Genomic DNA, 24,606 nt, shown 5'->3' on the forward strand with positions numbered 1-24,606 from the left:
CACAGTTGCCGCCTCGGCGTCGGATCGGCTGGTGGGACCTATTAAAGTTCACTGCATGGCCTCGCACTTTGACGTTGTTGTCCTCGGCGCCGGTCCCGGTGGGTACGTCGCGGCGATCCGCGCCGCCCAGCTCGGGCTCAAGACCGCCATCATCGAGAAGAAGTACTGGGGCGGTGTCTGCCTGAACGTGGGCTGTATCCCGTCCAAGGCGCTGCTGCGGAACGCCGAGCTGTCGCACATCTTCCGGACGGAGGCGAAGACCTTCGGCATCAGCGGCGAGGTGACCTTCGATTTCCCGACCGCGGTGCAGCGCAGCCGGAAGGTCGCGGACGGCCGGGTCAAGGGCGTCCACTTCCTGATGAAGAAGAACAACATCACCGAGTTCGACGGCTGGGGCTCGTTCACCGACGCCAACACCCTCGACGTGACGCTGAACGACGGCTCGTCGGAGACCGTCACGTTCGGCTCCTGCATCGTGGCGACCGGCGCGACCACCAAGCTGCTGCCGGGCACGCAGCTGAGTGAGCGCGTGGTGACCTACGAGGAGCAGATCCTCACCGAGGACCTGCCCGGGTCGATCGTGATCGCCGGCGCGGGTGCGATCGGTGTCGAGTTCGCGTACGTGCTGGCGAACTACGGCGTGAAGGTGACGATCGTCGAGTTCCTGGACCGGATGGTGCCGCTGGAGGACCCGGAGGTCTCCAAGGAACTGGCGCGGGCCTACAAGAAGCTCGGCGTCGACGTCCTGACGTCCACCCGCGTCGACTCGATCGACGACTCCGGCGCCACGGTCAAGGTCACCGTGACCGGCAAGGACGGCGTACAGAAGACGATCGAGGCCGACAAGGTCATGCAGGCGATCGGCTTCCAGCCGCGCGTCGACGGCTACGGCCTGGACAAGATCGGCGTACAGCTCACCGAGCGCGGCGCGATCAACGTCGACGGCTTCTGCCGGACCAACGTGCCGAACATCTTCGCGATCGGCGACGTGACCGCGAAGCTGATGCTCGCGCACGCGGCCGAGGCGATGGGCGTGATCGCGGCCGAGACGATCGCGGGCCACGAGACGATGGAGCTCGACTACGCGATGATCCCGCGGGCGACGTTCTGCCAGCCGCAGATCGCCAGCTTCGGGTACACCGAGGAAGAGGCCCGCAAGCTCGGCCACGACGTGAAGGTCGCCAAGTTCCCGTTCACCGCGAACGGCAAGGCGCACGGCCTCGGCGACCCGACCGGCTTCGTCAAGGTGATCAGCGACAGCAAGTACGGCGAACTTCTCGGCGCGCACCTGATCGGCCCCGAGGTCACCGAGCTCCTGCCCGAGCTGACCCTGGCCCAGAAGTGGGACCTGACCACCAAGGAACTGGCCCGCAACGTCCACGCCCACCCGACGCTGAGCGAAGCCCTCCAAGAAGCCTTCCACGGCCTCGAAGGCCACATGATCAACTTCTAGCCGGATTGGGGAGGATTTCGTGCCGTTCTGGGTATGAAATCCTCCCCAATCGACTCAGGCGACGGCGGTTGCCTCTAGTTCTACTAGTTGGCTCGGGATCGCTAGGCGGGTGACGCCTAGCATCGTGGTGGTGGGCGTGACTCCGGCCGCTGCTAGACGGCCGGCCAGTACGCCGTAGTGGGGGAACAGCAGGTCGACGTCTGTCGTGTAGACGTTGAGTCGGACGAGGTTCGTGAGGGACATACCGGCCTCGGTGAGTACTGCCTCCAGGTTGTCCAGGCTCAGCGCCAGCTGTGCGGGCAGGTCCCCGTCGTACTGGGGTTTGCCGTCGGCGTCCATCGCGGTCTGCCCGGAGCAGTACAGCGTTCGAGTGTGTCCGGAGACCAGTTCGCCTTGGTTGAAGCCCAGCTCCAGGGACCACGGCACCGGGTTGACTGCGGTTCGTTCAATCGTCATGCCGGCGAGCCTTCCAAGAAATCACGACACCCTTCGTCAGGTATTGTTTTCGGGGTGCGCGCCGACCGATTGGTCTCGCTGGTGTTGCTGCTACGTCAACGCGGCCGGATGACCGCGGACGTGCTCGCCCGCGAGCTGGAGGTGTCGACCCGCACTGTGCTGCGGGACATCGAGGCGCTGTCCGCGGCGGGTGTTCCCGTGTACGCCGAACGCGGGCGGCACGGCGGGTTCGCGTTGCTACCGGGGTTCCGCACCGAGCTCACCGGGCTGAATCACGACGAGGCGCTGGCGTTGCTGACCGCCGGCCCGGGACGCGGTGAGCAGGTCTTCGGCCTCAGCTCCGCTCTTGCCTCGGCCATGCGCAAGGTGGTCGACGCACTTCCCGAGAGTCATCGGACCATCGCGAGCGAGGCAGCCCAGCGAATCCTCGTCGACCCCGAGACAGATCTACTCTCGCGCCGGCTGATCACCAAAGAGGTGCCCGACGCCACGATGCTCGAGGTCCGCCGCGCGGTGCTGGCAGGCCACAAGCTGCGCATCCTGTACGCCGCCACCGACCAGGAACCGCAGTGGCGCACAGTGGACCCGATCGGCCTGGTCACCGTCCGCGACCGGGGCTACCTGCTGGCTCGAAGATCCGGCGAGGACCGCACGTACCGACTCTCGCGAATGCAGGCCGCCGAAGAACTCCCCGAACCGGCCGAGCGCCCGAGCCAGGTCGACCTGAACCGCATCTGGCGCGACCGCTCCGCCCAGTTCCTCTCCGACGGCCACCTCACCGTGCTGGTCCGGGTAAACCCAGCACGCCGCGAAGACCTACTGAACGCGGCCGTCGCCGTCCGAGCCGAAGGCCCTGATTCCGATTCCGACGGCTGGCTCCGCCTCGAACTGACCTTCCAAGACTCGTGGCACGCCGAATGGGCCCTCTGGCAACTCGGCGCCAACGCGGAAGCCCTTACACCCCACTCCCTCCGCACTGCCCTCCACAACCGATCCACCACAATGGCCGCCCGCTACGAGTCACCGATCGACATCCCGAATATCCCTTATGGATAAGGGATTTTGACCTCGTCTCGATTTGGATGAGACTGATTCGTGATCTAGAATAGAACACATGTTCGAAGAGGATCTGGAGGAACTCGACACCGCGGACCTGTTGGCCGCGGCGTCGGAGTTCGGCCGGGTCCAGGACCGGGCTGGGGTGCGTGTGCTGGAGGCTGCGCTGGTCTTTGCCGATCGCAACGGGGAGGTGTACCGCGAGCCGCGTCCGGGCTACGAACAGATCCATGTGTACGGCGGTGACGGCTGTCCCGGCGTCGCGGAGTTCGCACCGATCGAGTTCGGCGCGGTGATGCGGATGTCGAGCGGTGCGGCTGCCGCGCTCATCGGCGAAGCGCTCGCGCTGCGGCACCGGCTGCCCAGAATCTGGGCCGCCGTACTGGCCGGAAACGCCGTCGCGTGGCGGGCCCGCAAGATCGCCCACGCCTGCCTGTCACTGTCGCTGGAGGCGGCCGCGATCGTCGACCGGCGCGTGGTCGGGATTGTCGACACCGTCACGCCCGGTGCGTTGAAGAAGATCGTCACTGCGGCGCTGTGGGAGGCCGACCCCGAGGCAGCCAAAGCCCAGGCAGAAGCAGCCGCACGGACCCGAGGCGTATTCGTCGCCCCGTCCGACGATCAGGGCACGAAACGGATCTGGGTCCGCGCCGCGGCCGGTGATGTGATCCGCTTCGACGCGACGATCAACGACCTCGCCCGCGCACTGAAGATCCTCGGTGACACCGACGACCTGGACCAGCGGCGCGCGAAGGCGATCGGCTGGATCTCCGACCCCGCAGCGGCCCATCAGCTCTTGGAGGTCGCCCGCTACCTCGCCCGGATCCAGCCTGCGGACACCGAGCCGACCGATACCCAATCCACCGAGACACAGCGCACCAGCGTCCAGCCTGCCCGCACCCAGCCCACGCTCACCGAACCGACTGATGCCCAGTCCGCCGCTATCCAGCCGACCCACGCCGCCGCACCCTGCGGACCAGTGGAGCCCGGCGCGGACACTGTCCCGTCGGACACGTCCGAGGTCAGCCCGCCGGCGCCGGGCCGAGACGATCCCGCTGAGGAGACGGCCCCGGAGGACTGTGCCGACTCGGACGATTGGGGCGACTCGGAGTTCGGCAGCAGCCCGGAAGGCTGGGGTGAGGGCGAACGGGATGTGGCGGGTGGCGGGGCTGTGGCTGCTGCGGTGGACGTGGCGGATCCGAACAGCCGGCAGGGCGAGGACGCGTTCACGCGGCGGATGTTGGCGGGTGAACTGCCTGCGCGGCTGGCCGCGATCAAGCAAGAGGCTCACAGCAACGGCCTCGGCGCCGGGAGCGGGCGGCGGAACCGTCACACCCTGTACGTGCATCTGACCGGTCGGACGCTTGCTACCGGCAACGGCGTACTGCGGGTCGAAGAACTTGGACCGCTGCTGGCCAGCCAGTTGACCGAGCTTCTCGGCCATGACCAGATCATCGTGAAGCCTGTGATCGATCTTCAGGACGACGTCAGCGTGCACGCCTACGAGATCCCCGACCGGATCCGCGAACAGGTGAGACTCCGGCACCCGGTGGACATGTTCCCGTACAGCGGCGCCGAGGCCACCACCCGGATGGATCAAGACCACATCACGCCCTACGACCGCGCCGGCCCACCGGGACAAACCAGCCCCGACAACCTCATACCGCTAGGCCGACTCCACCACCGCGCGAAGACCTTCGGCGGCTGGCGTAGCCGACGTCTGCCCACCGGAGCCGTCGACTGGATCAGCCCCCACGGGTTCCGGTTCGTCGTCGACCACACCGGCACCCACCCGGTCCCGCCCGCCTCCACCGCGACCGAATTCGACGTGGCGAGTCTTCTGGGGTGAGGATGTGCCGGCCGACGGCGCTCCCTTGATTGAAGGAGCCGAGTCCAGCAGGCAGCGCCAGCCGGGTCAGTTCAATCGTCGCGGTTCAGCCACTCCCTTGGGGAAGCGATCGAGCTGCGCGATGGCCCGCGTCAACCCGCGACTGCACCGGGCGGAGGCGGCTGGGGGCCACGTCTGGCGGTGCTGGGTCCCTGCCGGCCGGGGCTTTCAGCTCTCGCATGGAGGCGATCTGGAAGGACCATCGTTGTGCGAAGTGACTCGCGTTGGCGAGCCGACGTTCTATCGCGATCAGCTCGTCGAGGTGCTGGGGATCACCTGAGTCCATGCTGTCGTTGGCCTGCCGTCGCCAACCTTCGGATGCGACAGCTTCGCGCTCCCACCGCTCCATGTAGTCCGAGCGCTCCTCCTCGCTCAATGTGAGGAACTCGGACACCGGCCGAGTCGCGTCCTGGCCCCTGAGCAACCACCGGGAGTGCATGACCCCGTTTCGCTCGGTCTGAGCCGCCTCTGCCTCATCCACAAACGCGACAAGCGGTCCGCAGTGCGTTGAGTCGAGCCGCCGCCTTGCGAGTGCCCGGATCCGGGTACATGGCCTAGATCACCGTTTCGTTGCCAGGGTTCACAGCTCATGCCGCAGGGGAGCGAGCGGACGAAGAACGCAGCTGATAATGCGCTGGGTGTACATCATCTGCGAGCCCGGGTTGGGGAGGGTTTTGTGCCGATCTGGGTACAGGATCCTCCCCAAGTCCGGAGCAGCCGACTGGACCAGAGCCGATGGATTCCGGTTCGTCGACCACACCGGCACCCATGGACGGCAGTTTTAGCGTTCGTGGATGTCGCCCAGGACGGGCTTGACGTCGATGACTGGTGTGCCGTTGAGGGCTTCCAGGTTGTTCACGTGGATGCGGAGGTCATCGACGGCCAGGACGGTGACTCGGTGGAGGCCGAGGGGGTTGGGGCGGTCGGGGGAGCGGGTGCTGAAGACGCCTGTTGCCGGGCGGGACATGTCGCCTCGCGGGTGGACCGCCTGTACGGCGCGGTCGGCCCGGTCGAACCAGGTGATCAGGATGAGTTCGTCGCCGGCCGTGATGTCGGCGAGGGCAGCGCGGACCGACTCGTCGAAGACCACCCACGCGTCGGGAGCGCCTTCGTCGCCCTGGCGGGGAGCGTCGGCACGGTCGCGCAGACTGGACTCGACCCGGGCGATCGGGTGCACGACGAAGGCGGCAGTCATCGCGGAAACCGGTAGACGGTTTGGAGGGGTTCGCCGGGGACGTGGACGTGGAGGGCGAAGCCGGGTTCGGTGGTGGGGTCGACCAGTGATCCGGTTGGGCTGGCGGGTTCGAAGGGGAGGGGGACCGATGAGCGAATGCCGGGGGCCACGCGGAGGGGGATGCCGGCGAAGGTTGCTGTGATGGCGTTGTGGACGTGGCCTGCGAACAGCGCGGTGACCGGTTTGTCCTGGAGCACGGCGGCGAAGGGTTCGCGGGTGCGGAGCATCCACTGGTCCATCGTTGGGTGATGCAGGTTGAACGGTGGCTGGTGGAACGCGACGAACAACGGTCCGTCGAATGGTTCCCGCAGTACGCCGTCCAGCCAGGCCAGCGACTCCTCCGGCAGCAGCCCGTGGTTCTCGCCGGGGACCGTCGTGTCGAGCAGGACGAAACGTGCCTCCCCGACCTCGCGAACCTGGTGCACCGGATGCCCGTCACCCGGCGCGTCGACGTACGACGAGAGCCCGGCGCGGAACGGCGTACTCACATCGTGGTTGCCCGGCAGAACGAGCACCGGCACAGGCAACTCGAGCTCCGCCGCTAGCTCGGCGTACTCGGATTCCAGCCCGTGATCGGCAAGATCGCCGGTGACCAGGACGACGTCGACCGGACGGCGGAACTCTCGCAGGTACGACGTGATTCGCCGGAGCCGCGATCGCGCCTCCTCCGAGCCGTCGAGATGCGGGTCACTGAGGTGCGCGATCACGTACATGGGCAGCAGGTTAGCCGCAGAACCCCGGTGGTAGCGCGCCGCAGGGGACCAGGCCGCCGCGCTCGAGGACCGGCCTGGCCTGGGTCGAGCGGACGTAGTCGAGGAATGCGGCGGTCAGCGACTTCGCGTCGGGTGCCTGGTACGTGTACGCGTGCTCGACCTCCCAGAACTTGTACGACCGGTCCGCCACCTTCGACGTGTCCGGTACGACGTTGTCGATGGTGACCGCGGCGAGCTCCGGGAACTTCCGTGCCGTGCCGAGTTCGGCGTACCCGATCGCGCCGTCGATCTCGTTCACCCGGGTCAGCAACTCGACCGTCGTACCGACCTCGCACCGGTGGTACTTCGCCACCGCCGCGTCGTCGTCGCGACGGCAGTCGTCCGAGGTGATCCCGAGTTCCTGATCGCCGCCGAGGACCTTCTCGCGGAACACGAGCCGCGAACCGGAGTCCGGCCCGACGCGGCTGACCATCCGGATCGGCAGGTCCTTGCCGCCGAGCTGGTTCCAGTTGGTGATCTTGCCGGTGTAGATCTTGCGCAGCTCGTCCGTGGTCAGGTTCGTGACGTCGGCCGCCCGGTTGACGACGACCGCGAACACCACCACCGCGACCGCCTCACCGTTGAGGTTGGGGGCGTCCTCGGCCGGCCCGTCGGACATCGCGATCACCTCGCTCGCCGCGGCCGCGTCCTTCGCGCCCAGGTCCTTCAGATCGCCCACGCCGCGCCGGCTGCCGTTCGCCGCAATCGTGATGTCCGCCTGCGAGCAGTCCTTCGCATACGCGCTGCGAAGCTCGGTCATCGTCGGCTCAACCGCGGTCGACCCGATCACCCGCAGCTGTCCCGACGCGCAGTTGTCCGGCGGCTGCAGTACGTCGACGAGGAAGAACGCGACCAGCGCGCCGACCAGCACGAGCGTCGTCGCGCCGAACATCAACGTACGGCGACCTGGTCCGCGTGGCCGTGGCTCGTGGTAGACGCCACCGTTCGCCCCGCCGGCCAGGTAGCCCGAGTGCGTGACGTCCTTGCCCTTCCCCGACAGCACGAGCAGGAACTTGAAGTGGTCGCCGCGGTTGATCGCCAGCTTCGGCACGGTGAGCGTGTCGGTGTCGACGTACTCGTCGGGGGTCATCTCGGCCTCGATCAGGCCGCCCAGCGTGTCCGGGTGCGACTCGACCACCTTCATCCGGACGACCTTGCGATCCGGGAACGAGAACTTCACCAGGCCCTGCATGTCGCGCGCCTCGATGTCGGTGCCGGCGTTGTCGAGCCGGAGCAGCACGATGCTGGGGTCCTGGACGACCTTGCCCTGGTGCACGACCTCGATGTCGACCATCTCCCGGGCGCGGTTCTGCCGGGGGTGCACCCCGATCTGGGCGTCCACCTGAACGCGGTAGACGAGCCGTTTGCGCCGCCAGAGGTAGCGGTCGAGCAGCCACACGATCGACGTACCGATGAGCGATACGAGGGCGATGACCGTGCCGAGATCGATGCTGCCGAGCCCTGAGTAATCGAGCAACTCTGTCCTCACTTCTACGGGTACCGGACGCTAGTCGCCGGTGGTGAACGCCTCCTTACGTTGCGATGACGCGCCGGGTGGAGACTTGGCCGGTTCGGGCTGCTCTGGGAGATTGGTCGGCATGGCTGAACAGGTGGATGTCGTCGTGGTGGGGCTCGGGGTCGGCGGGGAGGAGACAGCTGGGAGGCTGGCGCAAGCGGGGCTGCGGGTGGTCGGGATCGAATCCCGGCTGGTCGGCGGTGAGTGCCCGTACTACGGGTGCATCCCGAGCAAGATGATGATCCGGGCCGCGAACCTGATCGCCGAGACCCGTCGCGTCGACGGCATCGCAGGTTCGGCGACCGTGCAGCCGGACTGGACGCCGGTCGCGAAGCGGATCCGCGAGGAGGCGACCGACACCTGGAACGACCAGGTCGCCGTCGACCGGCTGGTGAACAAGGGCGCGACCGTGATCAAGGACGTCGCCACCGTCACCGGGCCGAACACGGTCCGCGCCGGCGACACCGAGTACGAGGCGGCCCGCGGCATCGTGATCGCGACCGGGACGGTGCCGTCCGTCCCACCGATCGATGGCCTGGCCGGTACGCCGTACTGGACGAATCGCGAGGCGATCGAGGTCGAGACGCTGCCCGAGTCGCTCGTCGTCCTCGGCGGCGGCGCGATCGGCATGGAGTTGGCGCAGGTGTTCGCCCGCTTCGGCGTACAGATCACCGTCGTCGAAGGTGCTCCCGAGGTGCTGTCGATGGAGGAACCTGAGTCGGGCGTGCTGGCACGCGAGGCGCTGGAGCGCGACGGCGTGACGTTCCGCCTCGGGGCACACGCGCAGCAGGTCGGGTACGCCGACGGCACGTTCACCGTCACGCTCGCGGACGGGGCGACGGCGAGCGGCGAGAAGTTGCTGGTGGCAACCGGTCGGCGGGTGGCGACCGCGGAGCTGGGCCTGGACAAGCTCGGTCTGGACCCGTCGGCGCGGCGGGTCGAGGTCGACGAGCACGTCCGCGCGGGCGACAAGGTCTGGGCGGTCGGCGACGTCACCGGGGTCGGCGCGTTCACCCACAACGCCATGTACCAGGCCGACATCGCGGTCCGCGACATTCTGCAAGAGGCGGACGCGCCGACCGCGAGCTACCACGCGATGCCGCGGGTCACGTTCACCGATCCGGAGATCGGTGCGGTCGGGCTGACCGAGAAGCAGGCGCGGGATGCGGGGCTGAATGTGCGGACCGGGTCGACCCCGATCCCGGCCTCGACGCGTGGCTGGATCCACAAGGCCGGCAACGAGGGCTTCATCAAGGTCGTCATGGACGCCGACCGCGGCGTGCTGGTCGGCGCGACGAGCGCGGGCCCGACGGGTGGCGAGGTGCTCAGCGCGCTGGCGGTCGCGGTGCACGCCGCCGTACCGGTGAACACGCTGCGTCAGATGATCTACGCGTATCCGACTTTCCACCGTGCGATCAGTGAGGCGCTGAAGGAGCTGTGAGACTTCTTGTTGCGATTCGGTCGCAACAAGAACCAGAATGAGCGCGTGCATGTCCCTGACGGTTTCTTCGACGCGCCCACGTCCGTCGCCACCGGTCTGATTGCGGCCGGGGCGGTCGGCTTCAGCCTGCAGCGGGCGAATCGTGAGCTCCGCGAGACCGGTCCGGCGCTGGCCGGGCTGACCGCGGCGTTCGTGTTCGCGGTGCAGATGGTGAACTTCCCGGTCGGCGCGGGTACCAGCGGTCACCTGCTCGGAGGCGCGCTCGCGGCTGCGCTGGTCGGGCCGTGGACCGCCGTGCTGGTGATGTCGACGGTGCTCCTGGTGCAGGGGCTGTTGTTCGCCGACGGCGGGCTGACGGCGCTGGGTACGAACATCACGTTGATGGGCCTGATCACAGTGCTCGTGGGTTATTTCCTAACCCGGGCGCTGCTGAAGGTGCTGCCGCGCCGGGTCGGCAGCGTCGTACCGGCGGCGACCGTCGGCGCGCTGGTGTCGGTGCCGGTCGCGGCCCTGGCGTTCACCGGGCTGTACTCGATCGGCGGCGCGGTCGATATCCCGATCGGCAAACTCGCGACGGCGATGGTCGGCTGGCACGTCCTGGTCGGGATCGGCGAGGCGGTGATCACCGCGGCCGTGCTGAGCGCGGTCGTGGCGACTCGGCCGGACCTCGTGTACGCCGCTCGGCACCTGCAGCAGGACCTGGTCCTGGTCGATGCCGACGGCAACACTTCCACGGTGTCGCCGGACAGGCCGATCGCCGCCAAGCCGGCCGGCCGATCGCTCGGTGTGGGGATTGCGGTGACGCTCCTCGTGGCGGGCGGGTTGAGCCTGTTCGCGAGCGCGCATCCGGACGGGCTGGAGTTCGTCGGCGCCAAGCTCGGGTTCGAGGGCGCGGCGAAGAACTCGGCGGTCGCGGGCAGTCCGCTGGCCGACTACGGCGTACATGGGATCGGCAACGCACAGGTGTCCGGCGCGCTGGCCGGGATCATCGGCGTACTGGTGACGATCGTCGTCGGCCTTGCGATTGCGAAGCTCGCCTCTCTGCGGGCAAACAAGGCGTCATGAGTGGGGACGGCCTGCTCGTCGCGGTGGACAGTCCGGTCCATCGCGTCCCGGCGCAGGTGAAGCTGGTCGCGCTGTTCGTGTTCGTGCTCGCGGTCGTCTCCACGCCGGCCGCGATCTTCTGGGCGTTCGGCCTGTACGCCGTGATGCTCGTCGCGGCCGTGGCCGTGGCGAAGTTGCCGGCGACCGTGGTGTCGCGGCGGCTCGCGGTCGAGACGCCCTTCATCGTCTTCGCGTTGTTGCTGCCGTTCGTCGCGACCGGCCCGCAGGTCGACGTACTCGGGCTGCACCTGTCGCAGTCGGGTGTGCTCGGCGCTTGGAACGTGCTGGCGAAGGGGACGCTCGGCGTGATCGCGGCGATCCTGTTGTCGGCGACGACGGCGCCGCGCGACCTGCTGGCCGGGCTCGAGCGGCTGCGACTGCCGGCGACTCTCGTGGCGATCCTGTCGTTCATGGTTCGGTACCTGAGTGTCGTGTCGGACGACCTGCACCGGATGCGAGTCGCTCGGGAATCCCGCGGGTACACGGGTGGCCGGGTCGGTCATCTGAAGGCGGTCGCCGGGGGAGTGGGCGCGCTGTTCGTGCGGAGTTTCGAGCGTGGTGAGCGCGTCCATCTGGCGATGCGCTCGCGTGGATACACCGGACGAATGCCGCTGCTCAGCGTCTCGGGCGCGACCCGGGCGCAGTGGTTCGAGGGTTTGGCGATCTCCCTGGCCGCGGTGACGATCGCGGTCGCGGCTAGGGTGGTGAGCTTGTGAGCGGTCCTGCGATTCAGGTCGAGCGGCTGGTGTTCGCCTATCCCGACGGGCGGCAGGCGCTGTTCGGTGTCGACTTCACCGTGGAGCGCGGTGAACGGGTCGCGCTGCTCGGTCCGAACGGCGCCGGTAAGACCACGCTCGTACTGCATCTCAACGGCATCCTGGGGTCGGTCGCCGGTGGAACCGGGAGCGGCCGCATCCAGATCGGCGGCACCGGGCTGCACCGGGAGCACCTGACCGAGATCCGGCGCAAGGTCGGTCTGGTCTTCCAGGACCCGGACGACCAGCTGTTCATGCCAACGGTCCGCGACGACGTGGCGTTCGGTCCCGCCAACCTCGGTTTGCGCGGCTCGGAGCTCGACGATCGCGTCCACGAGGCGCTCGTCCAGGTCGGCATGCAGGACCAAGCCGACCTCGCCCCGCACCACCTGTCGTTCGGTCAGCGTCGTCGGGTCGCCGTCGCCACGGTCCTCGCGATGCGTCCCGAAGTACTGGTCCTCGATGAGCCGTCGAGCAACCTCGATCCCGCCGCCCGCCGCGAGCTCGCGGACATCCTCGCCGGACTCGACGTCACGCTGCTGATGATCACCCACGACCTGCCGTACGCGCTGCAGCTGTGCGAGCGGAGCCTGTTGATGGACGGCGGCCGGATCGTGGCCGACGGCAAGACCCGCGACCTGCTCGGCGACGCCGACCTGATGGCCGCGCACCGTCTCGAGCTGCCGTACGGTTTCGACCCCCTCTCCGTCCCCGGTCCGGAGCGTTCCTAAAGGTGCTAGTTGGTGACAGTCACCTGGAATCCACGGTGAATTTGTTACCAAGCCCTTGTGTGTTACTGGCGGGTCGGGGGAAGGTGACGTTGAGTACTTCAGTCGCTACCTCCCGCTCAGGCAAAGGCGGTCCGCCCCCATGAAGTCATTCGCCAGTTTGCTCACTGCCGCGGCCCTCGGTGCCGCGATGCTGCTCAGCCCGGGTGTCGCGCAGGCCGCGGCGCCGAACTACGTCGCACTCGGCGACTCGTACGCCTCCGGTGTCGGGACCCGCTCCTACATCGAGAGCAGCGGGTCCTGCCAGCGCTCCACGAAGGCGTACGCGTACATCGACGCCGGCCGGATCGGCGCGAACCTCACGTTCGTGGCATGCTCCGGCGCCAGGGTCGCCGATGTCACCGCGAATCAGCTGCCGTCGGTGACGAGATCGACCAACATCGTCTCCGTCCAGGTCGGCGGCAACGATGCCGGCTTCTCGTCGGTGATCACCGAGTGCGCGAAGCCGTCCTGGCTCGCCGACTGCACCGGTGCGGTCGCGAACGCGCAGTCGATCATCAACAACACGCTCCCCGGCCGGCTCAACACGCTGTACTCGTCGATCCGCAGCCGGGCATCGTCGGCGAAGGTCGTCGTGGTCGGGTACCCGCGCCTGTTCAACGGCACCGACTGCAACGCCGGCACCTTCTTCAGCCCGGACGAGATGACCAGGCTGAACGCGACCGCCGACCTGCTGAACTCGAAGGTCTCGGCCTCGGCGAGCGCGGCCGGTTTCACGTTCGTGGACCCGACGTCGATCTTCATCGGGCACGCGGTCTGCGGCAGCCCGGAGTGGATCAACGGGCTGTCCAACCCGGTCAGCGAGTCCTACCACCCGAACGTGACCGGTCAGGCGTCGTACGCCGGCCTCGTCCAACCCGCCCTCTGATCACAGGCTCCTCGTATTTCGGGATGCGCTCCCGCCTGGTTCGTGGTGTCATGCAGGGGTGGCGCGGAGGTCTGTGGACTGGTTACTGGCCGCCAGGATGCAGGCCAACTGCCTCGCGCGTCCGGTGAACGAGGCCGGCCCCGGAGGGGTGGCCGACGTCGTACGCCGGGCGGGGGGACTCCAGGCCCAGACCTGGCGAGGAGCGTCGTACGCCGTCCGCGCCCGATCGACCGCGACAACGCTCGCCGACGTCGCGACCGCCCAGGAAACCGACCGCTCCGTGATCCGCGGCTGGTTCATGCGCGGCACCCTCCAACTCGTCGCGACCGAGGACGCCGGCCCGCTGCTCGGCCTGCTCGGCCCGAAACTGATCAAGGACACCGAACGCCGGTACGGCGAACTCGGCCTGCCGGACCGCATCCGCGCCGAGGCCGCCGACGTACTCGAGGAGTGCCTGCTGACCCACGGTCCGTGCAACCGCGCCGAACTGGCCGACGTACTGCTGCGCGCCGGGCTGATCGCGGAGCCGAAAGGGCAGGCGGTGTACGCGCTCATCCGGTACACGGGCATGCTCGGACGGCTCTGCTACGGACCCGGCGAAACCTGGGTAGCTGTTCGCGACTGGCTGGGCAAGCCGCTGGTCCTCGAAGGCGACCCCGAGGATCTGGCCCGCCGCTACCTGACCGCCTACGGCCCAGCCACCGCACGCGACTTCGCGACCTGGTCGGGCCTGCCGGTCCCGCTCGCCCGCCGAGCCGTGGAGGCGGTGGCCACGACGTCCTTCGAGATCGAGACCACCGAACTCCACGCCGTCGAGGACCTGCCCGGATGCCACGACGTACGCCTGGTGGGCGAGTTCGACACCTATCTACTCGGCTATCAGAACCGCCACTTCGACCTACCGACCTCGATCTTCCCCGGCGGTGGCATGCTGCGTCCCGCAGTCGTGCAAGCCGGCCGCCCGATCGGCACCTGGCAGCACGCCACCCTCGAGGTCGACCTCTTCGAACCAGCGGACCTGACCCAGGAACTCGCCGACCTCGCCCGCTTCTCAGGCCACTGACACGTACTCGCGGAGATGCTCCGCAGTGATGGTCGGGCTGCTTTCCACCAGGTCAGCGGGCGTCCCGGTGAAGACGACCTGACCGCCGTCGTGGCCGGCTCCCGGGCCGATGTCGATGAGCCAGTCGGCATGCGCCATCACCGCTTGGTGATGCTCGATCACGATGACCGTGTTGCCTTGATCGACGAGGGTGCCGAGCATGCCGAGGAGCTTGTCGACGTCGGCGAGGTGCAGTCCGGTCGTCGGCTCGTCGAGGATGTAGATCGACCCGGTCCGGCCCATGTTGATCGCCAGCTTGAGCCGCTGACGTTCACCACCCGACAGCGTGGTCAGCGGCTGCCCGAGCCCGATGTACCCCAGCCCGACCGTCGCGAGCCGATCCAGGATCGTCCGCGCCGTACCGGTCCCGAAGAACTCCCGCGCCTCGGCCACCGTCATCCGCAGCACTTCGCTGATGTTCTTGCCACGCAGCCGATACTCGAGCACCTCGGCCGTGAACCGGGCGCCGTTGCAGTCCTCGCACACCGACGCGACCTCGGCCATCATCGCGAGGTCCGTGTACACCAGCCCGATGCCCTTGCAGGTCGGACAGGCACCGACCGAGTTCGCGCTGAACAACCCGGGCTTCACCTTGTTGGCCTTGGCGAACGCCGCGCGAATGGGATCCAGCAGTCCTGTGTACGTCGCCGGATTGCTCCGCTTCGACCCGCGGATCGGTTCCTGACCCGCGATGATCACGCCGTCCCGCCCCGCCAGCGAGCCGTGGATCAGCGAACTCTTCCCGGAACCCGCGACCCCGGTCACCACCGTGAGCACGCCGAGCGGAACGTCCACACTCACATCCCGCAGATTGTGCAGCGACGCATGCTCGATCGCGATCTTCCCGGTTGGCCGCCGTACGTCGTCCCGCACGGTCACCCGGTGATCGAGGTACTGCCCGGTGAGCGTGCCGGACGTCTTCAAACCGTCCACGTCGCCGGCGTAGCAGAGCCGCCCGCCGGACAGGCCAGCGCCCGGGCCGAGATCGACGACGTGATCGGCGATCCGGATCGTCTCCGGCTTGTGCTCGACGACCAGCACCGTGTTGCCCTTGTCCCGCAGTTGCAGCAGCAGGTCGTTCATCTGCTGGATGTCGTGCGGATGCAGGCCGACCGTCGGCTCGTCGAACACATAGGTGACATCGCTCAGGCTGGACCCGAGATGGCGCACCAACTTCACCCGCTGTGCCTCACCGCCGGACAGCGTCGACGACTCGCGATCCAGGCTCAGGTACCCGAGCCCGATCGTCACGAAGGATTCGAGCAAATGCCGGAGCCCGTCCAGCATCGGCCCGACCCCAGAATGCTTGACCCCGGCAACGAACTCGGCCAGATCGCTGATCTGCATCGCCGAACACTCACCGATCGTTCGCCCGTCCACGGTCACACTCCGGGCCGCTGCGTTGAGCCGTACGCCGCCGCACTCCGTGCACGTCTCCTGCCGGATCGCGCGCTCGGCGAACGCCCGAGCGTGACTCTGCATCGACTGCGGATCTTTGCTCAGGTACTGCCGTTTCAGCTTGCTGATGAGCCCTTCGAAGGTCAGGTTGCTCTTCCCGACCCGGATCTTCATCGGCTCCTGGTGCAGGAACTGCTGCCAGGCCTCGGCCGGATAGTCCTTCAGCGGCAGGTCCGGGTCGAACAGGCCCGACTGGGCCATCAGTTGCCAGTGCCAACTGTCGATCGAGTACCCGGGCGCCTTGATGGGCCCTTGGTTGAGGGTCTTCTCGCGATCCACGAGCTCGTCGAGATTGAACTCAGTGGTCCGCCCGAGCCCCTCGCACACCGGGCACATACCTTCGGCCCGGTTGAAGCTGAAGACCGAGGGCGGCCCGGCGTACGGCGTACCGGCGCGGCTGAACAACACCCGCAGCATGGTGTGGGCGTCGGTTGCCGTACCGACGGTGGAGCGGGCGTTGGCGCCGATCCGTTCCTGGTCGACGATGATCGCGGCGGACAGGTTCCGCAGCGCGTCCACGTCCGGCCGGCCGAGGCTCGGCATGAAGTTCTGCACGAACGCGGTGTAGGTCTCGTTGATGAGCCGCTGGGACTCGGCGGCGATGGTGTCGAAGACGAGTGAGGACTTGCCGGAACCGGAGACTCCGGTGAAGACGGTGAGCCGGCGTTTCGGGATGTCGAGCGAGACGCCGCTGAGGTTGTTCTCGCGGGCGCCGCGCACCTGGATGACGTCGTGACTGTCAGCAGGAAGCATCCTTCAATGGTCTCATTGAACCGCCCATACGAACTTGGCTCCGCTTCCCAGCCAGGCGGGCTGGAAAAGTCTCAACACCGTCAGGAAGGTTTGCGAGCGACCCGGGCGACCTCGTCGAGCAGACCCTGGAGCTGGCCCGCGAGCTGGGTGCGCGCGGTGGGGGAGAGCGACGCGACCAGCTCGGATTCGCGCGTGAGCACCTGGTCGACCGTCCGCTCGATCAGGTCGTGGCCGGCTTCGGTGAGCGTGACGACGACCGCGCGACTCCCGTCGTCCGCGGACCGCCGTGTGACCAGCCCGCCGGCTTCGGCGCGGGCGACCCGCTGCGAGATCGCGCCGGCGGTGACGAGCGTACGGCGGGACAGCTCGCGCGTACCGAGCTCGTACGGCGTGCCCGCGCGCCGCAGCACGCTGAGCAGATCGAGCGTCGCGGGATCCACGCCCGCGTCCGCGAGTACACGGCGCCGGTCGTCGGCGAACAGCTTCGCCAGCCGCCACAGAGGAGTGACGATCTCGATCGAGTCCGTCGGCGTACCCGGGCGTTCGCGCTGCCAGGCGCGAGCGATCTCGGCGGCGGGGTACGGGCTCGGCGCATCGAGCGGGTAGTAGTCGGTCACGGGACCCATGTTACGTTTAGGTCTAAACATTTAGAGCTAAACGTGAGGATTTCAGGATGAGGACGATCGTGGTGACCGGGGGAGCAACCGGGATCGGGCGGGCGACCGCGGAGCGGTTCCGCGCGGACGGTGACGACGTGGTGATCACCGGCCGGCGCGCCGACGTACTCGAGAAGACTGCCGCGGATCTCGGAGCCAGGGGAGTGGTGTGCGATGCGACCGACCCGGCGCAGGTCGAGCGGCTGCTGGACGAACTGCCCGAGCGGGTCGATGTCCTGGTCAACAACGCCGGCGGCAACACCGACTTCGGCCGGCCCGACGGCGATCTCGCGCAGTTGAAGGCGAACTGGCTGGCGAACCTCGACGCCAACCTGATCAGCGCAGTACTCACGACAACCGCCCTCGCACCCCGGTTGACCACCGCCGTCGTCCATCTGGGTTCGATCGCGGGCGCCCGCGGGGCCGGTTCGTACGGCGCCTCGAAGGCCGCGCTGGCGATGTGGAACGTCGACGCGGCGACCGAGCTCGGGGCCAGGGGAGTGACCTCCAATGTCGTCGCGCCAGGCTTCACCGCGGAGACCGAGTTCTTCCAGGGCCGGCTCACCGGCGACCGCCGCGAGACTTTGCTCCAGGCAACGCTGACCAAACGCGAAGGCCAGGTCGATGACATCGCCGGCACCATCCACTTCCTGGCCTCACCCGCCGGCCGCCACATCAGCGGTCAGGTCCTGCACGTGAACGGCGGAGCGCTCATTACGCGCTGATGCGTGACAACGTGTGCCAGGTGTGACAATGGGCGGCATGCGTCCCACCGTCAAAGATGTCGCCAAGCTCGCCGGGGTGTCGCCGAAGACGGTGTCGAACGTGATCAACGGCGTCGTGTTCGTGCGCCCCGAGACCCGGGCCCGGGTGGAGAGCGCGCTCGCCGAGCTCGACTATGTGCCGAACATGAGCGCACGTGGCCTGCGCAACGGCCGTTCCGGCATGATCGCGCTGGCGCTGCCCGACCTGCTCCGGCCGTACTCCGCGGAGATCGTCCACCTGGTCGTCGAGCTCGCCCACGAGCGCGGCTGGGGTGTGCAGATCGAGCAGACCGCGGCGGAGCCCAAGCGCGAGTTCGAGCTGCTCTCGAAGGCCCGTGCGTACCTGGTGGACGGCCTGATCCTGAACCCGGTGAACCTCGACGACAGCGCGGTGATGACGGCCGGTCCGCTGCCGCCCCTCGTGCTGATCGGTGACGTCGATCAGGACGTGGTGAGCCAGGTCGCGATCGACAACGTCGCGGCCGCACGGGACCTGACGAAACACCTGCTGGCGCAGGGCTGCCGCCGAATCGCGGCCGTCGGTACGCCGGAGATCCCTCGCGGCTCGAGCGGCGCCGGAGTCCTCGGCGGATCGGCCCAATCCCCGGGTACGGCGGCGTCGCGGCTGCGGACCGCGGGGTATCGCCAGGCGCTCGAGGAGGCCGGCGTACCGATCGATCCGAGCCTGGAGATCAGCCTCGACCGCTGGCGGCCCGAGGGCGCCGCGACTGTGGTGGGGAAGTACCTGGCCGAGCACGAGTTGCCGGACGCGTTCTTCTGCTTCACCGACACGTTGGCCTCCGGCACCTTGTCCGCACTGTGGAGCGCGGGTATCGACGTGCCGAAGCAGACGCTGGTGGCCGGGTTCGACAACATCCTCGACAGTCAGTTCATGATCCCGCCGCTGACCACGATCGCCTTCGACCGGCGGGAGTTCGTCGCCGCGGCCCTCGACCTGCTCGCCGAGCGGATGGCGGACAAGGGTGCGCCGCCACGCAGGGTGATGATCCCGCACCGCGTGGTCGAGCGCGCCAGTACCGCACGCTAACCGATACGTTTCCACAAAATCCCACATCGGAGTCTTGTGCCGGTCATTCTAACGATGTAATTTTCGGTCCGCCCCCGAAGGAGACCGAATGAGTGAAGATTTCTCCCGGCGCAGCCTGCTCAAGGCAGCAGCGGCGCTGGCCGGTAGTGGGTTGCTTGTCGGCTGCGCGCCCGGTGCGTCGCGTTCGACGACCAACCTGAACTACTGGCACCTTTTGACCGGCGGTGACGGCACGGTGATGGCAGGCCTGGTGGACGCCGTCAACGCCGCGAACCTCGGCTTTCGCACGACCCAGACCGTGTTGGCATGGGGTCCGCCGTACTACACGAAGCTCGCGATGGCATCGGCCGGCGGCCGCGCTCCGGACGTGGCGATCATGCACGCGTCCCGGATCGCCGGCTACGCGCCGGGCGGCCTGCTCGAGCCGTGGGATCTCGACCTGCTCGCCGAGGCCGGCCTCAGCAAGGAAGACTTCCCGGCCCGCGTGTGGGAGAAGTGTCAGTACGACGGGAAGCTCTACGCGATCGCGCTCGACACACACCCGTTCGTGCTCTACTACAACACCGATCACGCCGAGAAGGCCGGTGTCACGGAGGCTCTGCACTCCCTGAAGAGCCCGGAGGAGTTCACCGAGGTCGCGACCAAGCTGCAGAAGGTCACCGGGAAGCACGGCCTGTCGTACGGCTACCTCGGTGACGGCGCGCAGATGTGGCGACTCTGGTACACGCTCTACAAGCAGACCGGTGCCGACATGAAGCTCGTGCCCGGTCAGCCGGCCGAGGTCGACAAGGACGCCGCGGTCAAGACGCTGACCTTCGTCCAGTCGTTGCTCAACGACACGATCGCCTCGCGCAGCGGCGACGGCGGTACGGCGACCAGCGAGTTCCTGCACAGCGAGAGCGGCATGTTCTTCGGCGGCGTCTGGGAGCTCCCGGTGCTGAAGGAAGCGAAGCTGCCCGTCGACGCGGTGCCGATCCCGACCATGTTCGGGACGCAGGCGGCGTACGCCGACTCGCACACGTTCGTGCTGCCGCGGCAGTCGAAGGTGTCGCCGGAGCGGCGTAAGCACGTCTACACGATGGTGGCCGAGCTGCTGAAGCGGTCGGTGAAGTGGGCCGATGGTGGCCATATCCCGGCGTACCAGCCGGTCGCGACGAGCGCGGAGTACCAGGCGCTGAAGCCGCAGTCGAACTACGCGGGCATCCCGGCGTACGTGAACTACGACCCTGACGTGTGGTTCAGCGGCGCGGGCAGCGACTTCCAGAACTACTTCGCCGAGAACGTGCAGAACGTGTTCCTCGGCAGTGGTGATCCAGCGGCCGGGTTCGACGGTTTCGTCGCCCGGCTGAACAAGCTGCTCGACCGTCCGCAACCGGTGTGAGAGGAGAAGCACAGATGTCTACTGCTATCGACACTCCGCCGGTGACGACGGAGGAGGTCACCGCTCAGGGCAAGGCTCGGGCGAAGCGTGGGGAGACCCTCGCCGGGTGGGCCTTCGCGGCCCCGTTCGCCGTACTGTTCGTGCTCTTTCTGGTGGTGCCGGCGGTGTACGGCCTGTACCTCAGCTTCACCGGCGAGACGCTGACTGGTGCGGGGAGCGGACTGGTTGGTTTCTCCAACTACGTGGAAGCGTTGCGCGACCCGGACATGTGGAAGTCGCTCGGGAACACCGTGTGGTTCACGGCGCTGAGCACGATCCCGCTCATCGTCCTGTCACTCGCGCTGGCGTTGCTCGTGAACCTCGGCCTGCCGGGGCGCTGGTTGTGGCGGCTGTCGTTCTTCCTGCCGTACCTGCTCGCGTCGACCGTCGTCGTGATGTTCTGGAGCTGGATGTACAACCCGAAGCTCGGGTTGATCAACGGCGTGCTGGCGAAGTTCGGAGCCGAGCCCATCGCGTGGCTGCAGGATCCGAGGGTCGCGATGATCTCGGTCGTGATCACCACGCTGTGGTGGACGATCGGGTTCAACTTCCTGCTCTATCTCGCGGCGCTGCAGAACATTCCCGAGCAGCAGTTCGAGGCCGCGGCGCTCGACGGCGCGGGTAAGTGGCGGCAGCTGTTCTCGATCGTGATCCCGCAGCTGGCGCCGACCACGGCACTGCTCGTCACGCTGCAGATCCTCGCGTCGCTGAAGGTGTTCGACCAGATCTACATGCTGACCAACGGCGGTCCGGCCGGAGAGACGCGGTCGATCGTGCAGTACATCTACGAGTCCGGATTCACCGGCTACCGGTTCGGCTACTCGTCGGCCATCTCGTACCTGTTCTTCGCGCTCATCGTCCTGGTGTCGCTGGCGCAGTACAAGCTGATCAACCGCAGGAGCGCCGCATGAGCACCTACACCCTCAGCCGTGGGATCAAACAAACGCACAAGCCAGGCGAAAACCCCTGGAGCGTGTCCAGAATGGCCGCGCTGCTCGTCCTTGCGGTCCTGGCCGTAACCTGGCTGGTGCCGTTCGCGTGGGCGGTGCTCACGTCGCTGAAGAGCGAGGCGGACGCCGGTGCGTCGCAGATCACGCTGAACCCGCCCGACGGGCTCAGCTTCGAGGCCTACCGCAAGGTGCTGTCCGCGGGCGACATCCCGTCCTGGGCGTGGAACAGCCTGATCACCTCGGTGGCGATCACCTTCATCACGGTCGCCACGTCGGCGCTGGCGGGCTACGCGTTCTCGCGGGTGAACTTCAAGGGCAAGCGATTGTTGTACGCCGCGATCATCGCGGCGATCATCATCCCGCCGCAGCTGCTGATCGTGCCGCTGTTCCGGCAGATGCTCGCGTTCAACCTGGTCGACACGTACTGGGGCATCATCCTGCCGCAGGCGTTCGCGCCCGCGATGGTCCTGATTCTCAAGCGTTTCTTCGACCAGATCCCGGTCGAGCTGGAGGACGCGGCGCGGGTCGACGGCGCCGGGCGGCTGCGGGTGTTCTGGTCCGTCGTACTGCCGTTGTCGCGGCCGATCCTCGCCGCGGTGGCGATCTTCGTGTTCATCGGGGCGTGGAACAACTTCCTGTGGCCGTTCATCGTGACCACGGACGCGGACCTGATGACGTTGCCGGTCGGCCTGCAGACGGTGAAGAGCGCTTATGGGCTGCAATACGCGCAGAACATGGCCTCCGCGATCCTGGCCGCGCTGCCGCTGGTCGTGGTGTTCCTGTTCTTCCAGCGCCAGATCATCAAGGGCATTGCTACCACCGGCTTCGGTGGTCAGTAGCGCTTTCCTGGACGGCGATTCCGGTACTCGGGATTCCGGTCACGATCCCTTGAAAACACCGTCACTCTCAGCGAGGGTTGCCTGATCACTTCCGCGTCGTTTCCGGGTGCGGGAAGGACGGGGGAGTGTGCGGCCGTGCCGTGAGGACGAGGTGTTCGGTGCGACCGCAACCGCCATCACTCGGGGGCAGTACCCAGAGAAGGGGGAAGTGTGTCAGCGATGAGTAGGCTCGCCGAGCAGTGCCGTGATGTGAGGAGTCACGGCAACGCGGGACTCGGGCGGGCTTCGATCCAACCGGCGGTGTGTACCGGCATCCACGAGGTGAGCTCGTCGATTCCGTCGGTGCGTCCGCGACGCGTGGCGATGCTCAGACTGAGCAACGGAATGACGACCACGCTACGACTCGGCGACGGTGCCCAGGCGCCGGCGCCCGGCACTACTGTCTACGTCCAAGGTGGCCGGGGCATGGGTGATCAACCTGCCTCAGGTGGGGTCATCCTCGCGTCGAGCGAGCCAGTTCGGGCGTCGAGAGTCTGAGTCAGTGACTCGCCGGTCTCAGGTGTCCAACGCCCAGCTGAGGCCGGCAAGTCCCTGGACAGCACAGCCAGCTAGCTCTCCATCGGGTCGGTGAACTCCCGGATCTCGATGGGTGAGTATCTTGCCTCCGGCAGCCGCGCGGCGATCTCCGTCGCGCGGTCCAGACTGCAGTCGACGATGTAGTAGCCCGCCAGGACTTCCTTGGCCTCCGTGAACGGCCCGTCGGTGACCGCGGCCACGCCGTCGTTCACCTTCACCACGCGCGCGTTCAGGGTGGTGAGCCCGATGCCGTCGACGAGTTCACCGTTCGCCTTCAGCTCCTCCGAGAGCACGCGGTGCTGGTCCAGCACCTGCTCGATACCTTCGGCGTGCAACGTGTCCCAGGTGTCGTCGTTCCCGTAGATCAGCAGCATGTATTTCATCGCTTGCCTCCATTCACCCGGGTACGTCGGAGCCCCGGACATCTTCTCGACATCCGGGGCCCAGCGTAGTGACTACCAGGTGGCGCCGGCCGGAGCCCGCACCGTGGTGTTGAGGCGGTTGAACAGGTTGGTGAGCCCGATCATCAGGATGATCGCCGACAGTTCCTTCTCGTCGAAGTGGTCGGCGGCGGCGCTCCAGATCTCGTCGGTGACCGCCGTCGGGTTGTCGGCCAGCCGGGTCGCGGCCTCGGTCATCTCGAGCGCGGCCCGCTCGGCGTCGGTGAACAGGTCGGAGTCGCGCCACGCGGCGACCTGGTGCAGCCGCTCGTCGGTCTCGCCGTTCTTCAGCGCCGACTTGACGCCGCCGAACACGCATGGCGAGCAGCCGTTGATCTGACTCGCGCGCAGGTGCACGAGTTCGAGCGTCGTGCCGTCGGTCCCGGACTGCCCGATCGCCTTGTAGATGTTCTGGATGCCCTTCGTGGCGTCGGGCAGAACCATTGCGGGGTTGGTCATCCGTGCTTGCATGGGAGGTTCTCCAAAAGCTGTGGTCTGTTGATTTCACTCCCTTGACGGATGCTGCGCGGCCGATGTGACAGCGAACCGCAGATCTCTTTCGAGCCGGGTCTCCACGGGTACGGCGGGATCGGAGTACTGACCCGTCAGGCAGATCGGGCCGCTGTAGTTGAGCTGCCGCAGCGTCGCGAACACGGCCGGCCAGTCGGACAACCCGTCCTCGGCCTCGACGAAGTTCGTCTTCCAGCCGCCGTCCGCGCGGACATAGTGGACGTTCTTCAGGTTCACGATGCCCAGCCGGTCCGCGCCGAGCTCCAGCGTCACCGCGGGATGATCACCGGCGAGCGCGTCGTGCGCCGCGTCCCACACGAGCTTGAACCGATCGGGCAGCCCGTCGAGCAACTGCAGTACGCCGAGCGTCGACGAGACATATCGCCCGTGATGCGGTTGCACTCCGACCTGTACGTCGTACCGCTCGGTGAGTTCTGCGGCTTGTTCGAGCAGCTCGCGGTTGCGTCGTACGGAGGCGGCGTACCCGTCGGGGCCGAGGTCAGCCATGATCCGGATCATCGGCACGCCGGACTCCGCGCACGCGGCGAACACCTGCTCGGACAGGTCGCTCGCGACGCTGATGGGTTCGATGCCCTCGGCCCGTAACTGGGCGGTGAACTTCGGCAGCTCGGCCTCGGCGGTCGCCGGTGTCACGTACGCCGTGTCGCGCACCGGGACCTCGGCGCCGGCGAATCCGAGTCCGGAGATCAGCCGGCCGAGCTCGTCACCGGGCAACCCGATCCACGGTTTGGTGAAGACGGACCACAGATAGGTCATGT

General features: G+C 67.5%; 23 protein-coding genes. 14 read left to right on the forward strand and 9 right to left on the reverse strand.

Going from position 1 to position 24,606, the window contains the following annotated elements; translation table 11 throughout:
- The first annotated feature begins 55 nt into the window (after nucleotides 1-55).
- The gene (lpdA, locus tag EV649_RS23010) at nucleotides 56-1,453 is read left to right on the forward strand and encodes a dihydrolipoyl dehydrogenase (protein WP_130385627.1); all 1,398 of its coding nucleotides are present in this window, start codon (nucleotides 56-58) and stop codon (nucleotides 1,451-1,453) included.
- Between the two features lie 54 nt (nucleotides 1,454-1,507).
- Here lpdA and EV649_RS23015 read toward each other — a convergent pair whose 3' ends face one another.
- Nucleotides 1,508-1,903: a RidA family protein gene (locus EV649_RS23015; protein ID WP_198682692.1), complete on the reverse strand. Its 396-nt coding sequence runs from the start codon at nucleotides 1,901-1,903 to the stop codon at nucleotides 1,508-1,510.
- A gap of 60 nt (nucleotides 1,904-1,963) precedes the next feature.
- Between EV649_RS23015 and EV649_RS23020 the strand changes: the two genes are divergently transcribed.
- Both EV649_RS23020 and EV649_RS23025 read left to right on the forward strand, forming a co-directional pair.
- Nucleotides 1,964-2,965 carry a WYL domain-containing protein gene (locus tag EV649_RS23020; RefSeq protein ID WP_130385629.1) on the forward strand — a complete coding sequence of 334 codons (1,002 nt, stop codon included), beginning with the start codon at nucleotides 1,964-1,966 and terminating at the stop codon, nucleotides 2,963-2,965.
- A 58-nt stretch (nucleotides 2,966-3,023) separates the two neighbouring features.
- Nucleotides 3,024-4,814 (forward strand): HNH endonuclease signature motif containing protein, encoded by a 1,791-nt coding sequence (locus EV649_RS23025; RefSeq protein ID WP_130385630.1) that lies wholly within the window; start codon nucleotides 3,024-3,026, stop codon nucleotides 4,812-4,814.
- 820 nt (nucleotides 4,815-5,634) lie between these two features.
- Here the strand turns inward: EV649_RS23025 and tsaA are convergent.
- From tsaA to EV649_RS23040, 3 genes are read right to left on the reverse strand one after another with little or no spacing between them, the layout of a single operon-like run.
- Entirely contained in the window at nucleotides 5,635-6,048 is a 414-nt protein-coding gene (gene tsaA / locus EV649_RS23030; RefSeq protein ID WP_130385631.1) for a tRNA (N6-threonylcarbamoyladenosine(37)-N6)-methyltransferase TrmO, read from the reverse strand.
- Nucleotides 6,045-6,800, reverse strand: coding sequence for a metallophosphoesterase (locus tag EV649_RS23035; RefSeq protein WP_130385632.1), 756 nt, complete (start codon nucleotides 6,798-6,800; stop codon nucleotides 6,045-6,047). The genes tsaA and EV649_RS23035 overlap by 4 nt, the downstream gene beginning before the upstream one ends.
- 10 nt (nucleotides 6,801-6,810) lie before the next feature.
- A complete protein-coding gene (locus tag EV649_RS23040; protein ID WP_130385633.1) occupies nucleotides 6,811-8,316 on the reverse strand; it encodes a substrate-binding domain-containing protein in 1,506 nt (501 codons plus the stop codon).
- A 121-nt stretch (nucleotides 8,317-8,437) separates the two neighbouring features.
- Here EV649_RS23040 and EV649_RS23045 point away from each other — a divergent pair, with 121 nt between their 5' ends.
- From EV649_RS23045 to EV649_RS23070, 6 genes are all read left to right on the forward strand, one after another.
- Nucleotides 8,438-9,796, forward strand: coding sequence for an NAD(P)/FAD-dependent oxidoreductase (locus EV649_RS23045; protein ID WP_130385634.1), 1,359 nt, complete (start codon nucleotides 8,438-8,440; stop codon nucleotides 9,794-9,796).
- A gap of 45 nt (nucleotides 9,797-9,841) precedes the next feature.
- A complete protein-coding gene (locus tag EV649_RS23050; RefSeq protein WP_130385635.1) occupies nucleotides 9,842-10,861 on the forward strand; it encodes an energy-coupling factor ABC transporter permease in 1,020 nt (339 codons plus the stop codon).
- Nucleotides 10,858-11,616 (forward strand): cobalt ECF transporter T component CbiQ, encoded by a 759-nt coding sequence (gene cbiQ / locus EV649_RS23055; protein WP_130385636.1) that lies wholly within the window; start codon nucleotides 10,858-10,860, stop codon nucleotides 11,614-11,616. Before EV649_RS23050 ends, cbiQ begins: the two co-directional genes overlap by 4 nt.
- On the forward strand, nucleotides 11,613-12,386 hold the full coding sequence (locus EV649_RS23060) for an ABC transporter ATP-binding protein (protein ID WP_130385637.1): 774 nt from the start codon (nucleotides 11,613-11,615) through the stop codon (nucleotides 12,384-12,386). The genes cbiQ and EV649_RS23060 overlap by 4 nt, the downstream gene beginning before the upstream one ends.
- A 139-nt stretch (nucleotides 12,387-12,525) precedes the next feature.
- Nucleotides 12,526-13,311 carry an SGNH/GDSL hydrolase family protein gene (locus EV649_RS23065; RefSeq protein ID WP_130385638.1) on the forward strand — a complete coding sequence of 262 codons (786 nt, stop codon included), beginning with the start codon at nucleotides 12,526-12,528 and terminating at the stop codon, nucleotides 13,309-13,311.
- A gap of 73 nt (nucleotides 13,312-13,384) precedes the next feature.
- A complete protein-coding gene (locus EV649_RS23070) occupies nucleotides 13,385-14,374 on the forward strand; it encodes a winged helix DNA-binding domain-containing protein (RefSeq protein WP_130385639.1) in 990 nt (329 codons plus the stop codon).
- Here EV649_RS23070 and EV649_RS23075 read toward each other — a convergent pair.
- Complete coding sequence (locus EV649_RS23075) at nucleotides 14,363-16,624, reverse strand: excinuclease ABC subunit UvrA (protein WP_130385640.1); 2,262 nt, start codon at nucleotides 16,622-16,624, stop codon at nucleotides 14,363-14,365. The genes EV649_RS23070 and EV649_RS23075 overlap by 12 nt on opposite strands.
- Nucleotides 16,625-16,704: 80 nt before the next feature.
- On the reverse strand, nucleotides 16,705-17,241 hold the full coding sequence (locus EV649_RS23080) for a MarR family transcriptional regulator (protein ID WP_241998546.1): 537 nt from the start codon (nucleotides 17,239-17,241) through the stop codon (nucleotides 16,705-16,707).
- A gap of 56 nt (nucleotides 17,242-17,297) precedes the next feature.
- Here EV649_RS23080 and EV649_RS23085 point away from each other — a divergent pair, with 56 nt between their 5' ends.
- The 5 genes from EV649_RS23085 (at nucleotide 17,298) to EV649_RS23105 (ending at nucleotide 22,301) form a co-directional block, all read left to right on the forward strand.
- Complete coding sequence (locus tag EV649_RS23085; RefSeq protein ID WP_130385642.1) at nucleotides 17,298-18,005, forward strand: SDR family oxidoreductase; 708 nt, start codon at nucleotides 17,298-17,300, stop codon at nucleotides 18,003-18,005.
- A gap of 37 nt (nucleotides 18,006-18,042) precedes the next feature.
- Nucleotides 18,043-19,092, forward strand: a complete 1,050-nt coding sequence (locus EV649_RS23090) for a LacI family DNA-binding transcriptional regulator (RefSeq protein WP_130385643.1) — start codon at nucleotides 18,043-18,045, stop codon at nucleotides 19,090-19,092.
- An 88-nt stretch (nucleotides 19,093-19,180) separates the two neighbouring features.
- A complete protein-coding gene (locus EV649_RS23095; protein WP_130385644.1) occupies nucleotides 19,181-20,473 on the forward strand; it encodes an extracellular solute-binding protein in 1,293 nt (430 codons plus the stop codon).
- A 14-nt stretch (nucleotides 20,474-20,487) separates the two neighbouring features.
- Nucleotides 20,488-21,423 carry a sugar ABC transporter permease gene (locus EV649_RS23100; protein ID WP_130385645.1) on the forward strand — a complete coding sequence of 312 codons (936 nt, stop codon included), beginning with the start codon at nucleotides 20,488-20,490 and terminating at the stop codon, nucleotides 21,421-21,423.
- Nucleotides 21,420-22,301, forward strand: coding sequence for a carbohydrate ABC transporter permease (locus tag EV649_RS23105; RefSeq protein ID WP_130385646.1), 882 nt, complete (start codon nucleotides 21,420-21,422; stop codon nucleotides 22,299-22,301). Before EV649_RS23100 ends, EV649_RS23105 begins: the two co-directional genes overlap by 4 nt.
- Before the next feature lie 608 nt (nucleotides 22,302-22,909).
- Here EV649_RS23105 and EV649_RS23110 read toward each other — a convergent pair.
- From EV649_RS23110 to EV649_RS23120, 3 genes are all read right to left on the reverse strand, one after another.
- Nucleotides 22,910-23,260, reverse strand: coding sequence for a YciI family protein (locus EV649_RS23110; RefSeq protein WP_130385647.1), 351 nt, complete (start codon nucleotides 23,258-23,260; stop codon nucleotides 22,910-22,912).
- 72 nt (nucleotides 23,261-23,332) lie between these two features.
- Nucleotides 23,333-23,776 carry a carboxymuconolactone decarboxylase family protein gene (locus tag EV649_RS23115; protein WP_241998548.1) on the reverse strand — a complete coding sequence of 148 codons (444 nt, stop codon included), beginning with the start codon at nucleotides 23,774-23,776 and terminating at the stop codon, nucleotides 23,333-23,335.
- 45 nt (nucleotides 23,777-23,821) lie between these two features.
- Nucleotides 23,822-24,604 carry a sugar phosphate isomerase/epimerase family protein gene (locus EV649_RS23120; protein ID WP_130385649.1) on the reverse strand — a complete coding sequence of 261 codons (783 nt, stop codon included), beginning with the start codon at nucleotides 24,602-24,604 and terminating at the stop codon, nucleotides 23,822-23,824.
- Nucleotides 24,605-24,606: the final 2 nt, after the last annotated feature.

Origin of the sequence: Kribbella sp. VKM Ac-2569, from assembly GCF_004216905.1 — a bacterium.
Lineage (GTDB): Bacteria > Actinomycetota > Actinomycetes > Propionibacteriales > Kribbellaceae > Kribbella.

Excerpts from the sequence above, each read along its gene's own strand:
- EV649_RS23095 (WP_130385644.1), top strand. The coding sequence starts at position 19,181 with ATGAGTGAAGATTTCTCCCGGCGCAGCCTGCTCAAGGCAGCAGCGGCG.
- cbiQ (WP_130385636.1), top strand. The coding sequence starts at position 10,858 with ATGAGTGGGGACGGCCTGCTCGTCGCGGTGGACAGTCCGGTCCATCGC.
- EV649_RS23045 (WP_130385634.1), top strand. The coding sequence starts at position 8,438 with ATGGCTGAACAGGTGGATGTCGTCGTGGTGGGGCTCGGGGTCGGCGGG.
- EV649_RS23110 (WP_130385647.1), bottom strand. The coding sequence starts at position 23,260 with ATGAAATACATGCTGCTGATCTACGGGAACGACGACACCTGGGACACG.
- EV649_RS23115 (WP_241998548.1), bottom strand. The coding sequence starts at position 23,776 with ATGACCAACCCCGCAATGGTTCTGCCCGACGCCACGAAGGGCATCCAG.
- EV649_RS23105 (WP_130385646.1), top strand. The coding sequence starts at position 21,420 with ATGAGCACCTACACCCTCAGCCGTGGGATCAAACAAACGCACAAGCCA.
- EV649_RS23120 (WP_130385649.1), bottom strand. The coding sequence starts at position 24,604 with ATGACCTATCTGTGGTCCGTCTTCACCAAACCGTGGATCGGGTTGCCC.
- EV649_RS23085 (WP_130385642.1), top strand. The coding sequence starts at position 17,298 with ATGAGGACGATCGTGGTGACCGGGGGAGCAACCGGGATCGGGCGGGCG.
- lpdA (WP_130385627.1), top strand. The coding sequence starts at position 56 with ATGGCCTCGCACTTTGACGTTGTTGTCCTCGGCGCCGGTCCCGGTGGG.
- EV649_RS23090 (WP_130385643.1), top strand. The coding sequence starts at position 18,043 with ATGCGTCCCACCGTCAAAGATGTCGCCAAGCTCGCCGGGGTGTCGCCG.
- EV649_RS23035 (WP_130385632.1), bottom strand. The coding sequence starts at position 6,800 with ATGTACGTGATCGCGCACCTCAGTGACCCGCATCTCGACGGCTCGGAG.
- EV649_RS23025 (WP_130385630.1), top strand. The coding sequence starts at position 3,024 with ATGTTCGAAGAGGATCTGGAGGAACTCGACACCGCGGACCTGTTGGCC.
- EV649_RS23065 (WP_130385638.1), top strand. The coding sequence starts at position 12,526 with ATGAAGTCATTCGCCAGTTTGCTCACTGCCGCGGCCCTCGGTGCCGCG.
- EV649_RS23075 (WP_130385640.1), bottom strand. The coding sequence starts at position 16,624 with ATGCTTCCTGCTGACAGTCACGACGTCATCCAGGTGCGCGGCGCCCGC.
- EV649_RS23100 (WP_130385645.1), top strand. The coding sequence starts at position 20,488 with ATGTCTACTGCTATCGACACTCCGCCGGTGACGACGGAGGAGGTCACC.
- tsaA (WP_130385631.1), bottom strand. The coding sequence starts at position 6,048 with ATGACTGCCGCCTTCGTCGTGCACCCGATCGCCCGGGTCGAGTCCAGT.